Origin of the sequence: Photorhabdus sp. P32, from assembly GCF_038085095.1 — a bacterium.
In the GTDB taxonomy this organism is placed as follows: domain Bacteria; phylum Pseudomonadota; class Gammaproteobacteria; order Enterobacterales; family Enterobacteriaceae; genus Photorhabdus; species Photorhabdus luminescens.
Window position 1 is genome coordinate 1 of record NZ_JAZGJN010000153.1, and the last position, 4,151, is coordinate 4,151.

At 36.3% G+C, this 4,151-nt stretch carries 5 protein-coding genes; 3 read left to right on the forward strand and 2 right to left on the reverse strand.

Annotated elements, in window-relative coordinates:
- Positions 1 to 221: 221 nt before the first annotated feature.
- The 3 genes from V2H77_RS01120 (at position 222) to V2H77_RS23520 (ending at position 1,479) form a co-directional block, all read left to right on the forward strand.
- Complete coding sequence (locus V2H77_RS01120; RefSeq protein WP_341497328.1) at positions 222 to 482, forward strand: hypothetical protein; 261 nt, start codon at positions 222 to 224, stop codon at positions 480 to 482.
- Between the two features lie 149 nt (positions 483 to 631).
- A complete protein-coding gene (locus V2H77_RS01125; RefSeq protein ID WP_265377555.1) occupies positions 632 to 1,216 on the forward strand; it encodes a hypothetical protein in 585 nt (194 codons plus the stop codon).
- 26 nt (positions 1,217 to 1,242) lie between these two features.
- Positions 1,243 to 1,479, forward strand: a complete 237-nt coding sequence (locus V2H77_RS23520) for a type II toxin-antitoxin system YafO family toxin (RefSeq protein WP_445935440.1) — start codon at positions 1,243 to 1,245, stop codon at positions 1,477 to 1,479.
- Positions 1,480 to 2,100: 621 nt separating this feature from the next.
- Here the strand turns inward: V2H77_RS23520 and V2H77_RS01130 are convergent.
- Both V2H77_RS01130 and V2H77_RS01135 read right to left on the reverse strand, forming a co-directional pair.
- Complete coding sequence (locus tag V2H77_RS01130; RefSeq protein ID WP_341497329.1) at positions 2,101 to 2,409, reverse strand: hypothetical protein; 309 nt, start codon at positions 2,407 to 2,409, stop codon at positions 2,101 to 2,103.
- Positions 2,410 to 3,098: 689 nt separating this feature from the next.
- Entirely contained in the window at positions 3,099 to 3,581 is a 483-nt protein-coding gene (locus V2H77_RS01135) for a winged helix-turn-helix domain-containing protein (protein WP_341497330.1), read from the reverse strand.
- Positions 3,582 to 4,151 lie beyond the last annotated feature (570 nt).

Below are 4,151 nucleotides of genomic sequence, written 5' to 3' on the forward strand. Positions count from 1 at the left end.
ATATTGAATAAAAATGAAAATAGAATATTACTCTCATGAGGGGATTATCTGATTATAACTGAATGTTCAACTTCTTCTCATTTTATGGCAATCAATGCCAGTTTATTTTTGTCAATAAATTTCATGTTATTGTTATGAGGATTAAATATTTTGTTTGATATGCTGTTATATCGGTGGTGCAAAGGGGGGTGCATTAAAAATCGTATTTTTGAAAAAATGAGATGTTTATAGAATTTCCGGCAAAGAGTAAGAATTTAGATGAATTCTTTAATGATTATCTTGAGTTGAGTAAAAGTAAGTTGAGTGAAAGTATTTTCACTAAAAATACCATACAAGATCAAACAGAAAATTATATTATTCAGGGTACAATGAGAAGAGATACTCCTGTGGATAAAATAGTTTCATTAACTAATAAATTGGCGATGGAAAACGGATATAATTATGTAAGGTTAGGAGTGAGAAATTTAAAATTAGCGTGCTAAATTCCTTAGGTTACAGAGACAAATTCTTTTAGTAAATCTGATTGTACTTTGATAAGCAAGTATGCAGAATAATGTAAGGTAGTGCGGAGAGCGATATGTATACTGTACTCCTATGTATTTATCCCACAGACAAATCAAAGGGGGGTCACATGACAGTAGGAATGACAACGTTAGTAACGTTGCTAACTCCGCTTCCAGACATTAATCAGTTGGCCAAGTTGCCAGAGTATCTTTCTGCGCCAATTACTCAATTGGTGCAAGACAGAGCGGAACAAAAAACGCTGACAGCTCAGGAAGTGATGTCATATTTTTCTGAATCTAAAATGGCGCTTGCTTACCTGAAAGAGAATACCCAAATTGGTGTTGAATTACTTGAAACCATTGACCGTGACGGGATAGAACCAGATATAGATATTCGTGATGTAGTCGAGTGCTACGAATCCGCAGCAAAAATCGCCACGAGTCAACTCCATCTCTTGAAATTAAGCTATATTCTTGCGGAGTCTTCGCCTGCATGGGGGCCGCATGTCAAGTTATTCCAAACACATTCTCAGGGAGCTCTGAGGGTTTTTGCAAATAATAGAAATATTTTGTTGCGTATTGCAACAACGTTAAAGCAGTACTTACCAGTTAATACAGGTGAATATACACCGAAAGCCGACGCAGAAAGTTATAAAGAGTTGGTGAATCTCTCGCATAAAAAGCTGGGTATTCCATTACCTGTGTGGGGTTAGGTATATGGAAGTGACATATTCTTCCCCTGAATGAAAAACCGTGGCCGGCAAATGTAATGCTACACAACAGGAAAAGTGACAATTATCTGGTTTATGCTCAACATTGGTATTATGAAAATCATTATCAGGTCGTGGCTGTAGTGATACCAGATGCACACTCGCGTATTGATAGGCTCTTGGATAAACTTGTTCATATCGTAGAAGATTCTTTCCAGTGTTTAAATGAGCGGGAATTAAGACTGCTTAATCATGTAAGCGCATGAACCCATTTACTAAGAAAAACAATGGACCTGCTCCGGCAGGTTTTTTTATGTAGTTTTCACAATGCCAATCTATTGGAGATAAATGAGGAAATAGAGTAATCGTTAACTGTTTTCGTTAACATAATAGCTGTCAGGATAAATATCACTACAGATATTCCGATGAAGATATTTGGCTATATGGGTGAGATCCGTGATTATACTTTTCTCAGTGAAGAGGGAGTTTTGCTATGGGATTCTCTTGATGTTATTGGTTGTCTTATTATTCGTATGGTATGAATGAGAGTTATTCTTTTTTATCGTGATGGGGTAATTAAGATTTAAAAAGAAGTGATGAGATTGAAACAGCGATAATTTATTGGATAACATGAAAATAGGAATTGTTATCATAGGGGCCTGATTATAACAACATATTCAGGTCGCTTTCTAAAGTGATTCCAGTAATTTTCCTGCCGGGAGTGGTGAGAAGTAATCTAATAATGTCTGATGTGGCATTTAATTTCAACTACCGAGTAATCCTCGGTAGTTGATAAGTATTTAGCAGAAAATTAAGATGTTACTTTCTGCGTAGTGAAGTTTGAACTATTTAGATACGAGAGATATATAGCTAACTTTTAAGAATCTTTATACCCAATTAAATTCAGCTTCTGTAGTTAGGGTTGCATCTAAATTGACGGCTGTAATTCTATAGTAATAAATAACGTTAGGAGGCGCGTTGAGTATTTTAGTTTCTCCAGGCCAGACATCAATAGAATTATAGAATTCATACTCCCCAAATGGGGACGCCCAGAAATTTAAAACCCTCATTGCTGCTTGGCCTTTGTTTTTTATTGCTATATTTCTCCATCGAATAGGAATGGTTATATTCCCATTTTTATAAGCTTCGATAGCTTGATTAGGGTTTAGGAATATTTTGAAATCTGTGAATGTCATATTGGTTTCCTTATTATTTCTGTTATTTGTTGGCATATATAATCAGGTGATTTTACCTGCAAAATTTAATTTAACACTTTCCATGAGAAGTTAAATATTGAAATTTATCAGTGACGTAAAAGGAATAAGGTAAACATAAAAGCGGTTAATACACATTCCATGCTACGCATTGCGTGGCCTTTTATTTTTTCACACACGTTTAACGGGAGCTTAATTTCTAGTGGGGGGAAATATGAAATTCATGGACAAGCCGCTTGGCATCTGGATGCAGCTATGATTATGGCTGTTATCAGTCAAAGAGATATGAAAATCCCGACAGTGGCGGGGACATGTATTCCTGACGGATTTATTGCCGATAGCGGTAGTCGTAATTAATGACGAAGGAGTTACACCGATAAAAAATAGATAACTTAATATCATGAATCATGATCTTTCCTTATTAAAGCGGCCCATAAATTGCTGAAATGAGCCGCAAAGAAGAAGTGGATAACTCGATTGTATGCTTTTTAATTTAATGGACCTCCATTGACCGGGATTTAATTGTTTTGTAAATATCCCCTTCATCTTTCAAGCTGCTGCTTTGTTGGCTGCTTTCACTCACCCCAGTCACATCGTTATCTATGCTCCTGGGGATTCGTTCACTTGCCGCCGCGCTGCAACTCGAAATCTATTGGGTATAAAAGTGATCATTATCTCTTAGCCAGAAAGGGGGCTGTATATAGGATAGTTGATATCCAGATGATTGCGGTGATAAACATAACAATCATCCTGGTGAAACGCCAATAAAATGGCTTTGGGGGTGTAACGGTGGGAATAGGTAATTTGGTATTTTGGGGCTGACTATTATCTTGTTCGTTATCTTGAAATGGCAGAATAAAACGATAACCTTGTCGGTACACTGTGTGTATGGCTTCGCCTAGATCACAATAGCGTAATGTTCGGCGTAACTTACAGACTAATTGCAGTAAATTGGTTTCTGCTACTCCATTTTTGCGTTCAGGCCAAACCAGAGGGATCAGTTGTTCCCGATTTAATGTATTCCCTTGTGATGCATGTTCCCACAGTGCGAGTAGCAGGCGCTTCTCTTTCTCTGTAATGATAAATATATTTTCACCATGAATTATTTTGTTTGAGTCACAGTCTAAATAAACATCTCTAGTTATTTTCAACATAACGCATTCTCTGCCTCTGTTTAGTGTTTGTCTATTCGCTATAGCCAGGAGGGCTCAATTAGGCTTATGCCTGTTAGAATTTATATAGTTTTCGTATGAGTAATGCAAGAAAATAAATGATTTAAAATCTTTTATTTTATTTTGTCATATGAGTTATTTTTGTATTTTTTATTAAGAAATAAAACTAATGATAATTAATTATTAGTTTTATTTATATTGTGATAATTATACCTCTATTGCTCATAAAATGGTGGCAGATTTAGAAATATAGATAAGATATTTTTAGGTGTTATTTATGGTTTATAAATTCATTTTGTAAAAATTAATGAATATACCTGTTATCTTTCAAGTTGCCTCTTTGTTGGCTGCACTCACTCACCCCGGTCACATCGTTATCTATGCTCCCGGGGATTCGCTCCCTTGCCGTCGCGATGCATCTTGAAATCTATAGGGTATAACCCAAACCATTGAGAATGATTAGTACCATGAATCATATCAAGAGCTGTGCCTCTGACTTGGTTCGCTATGCTACCAACCGGACGATCAACAATCCAATACTGACCTGGAGGA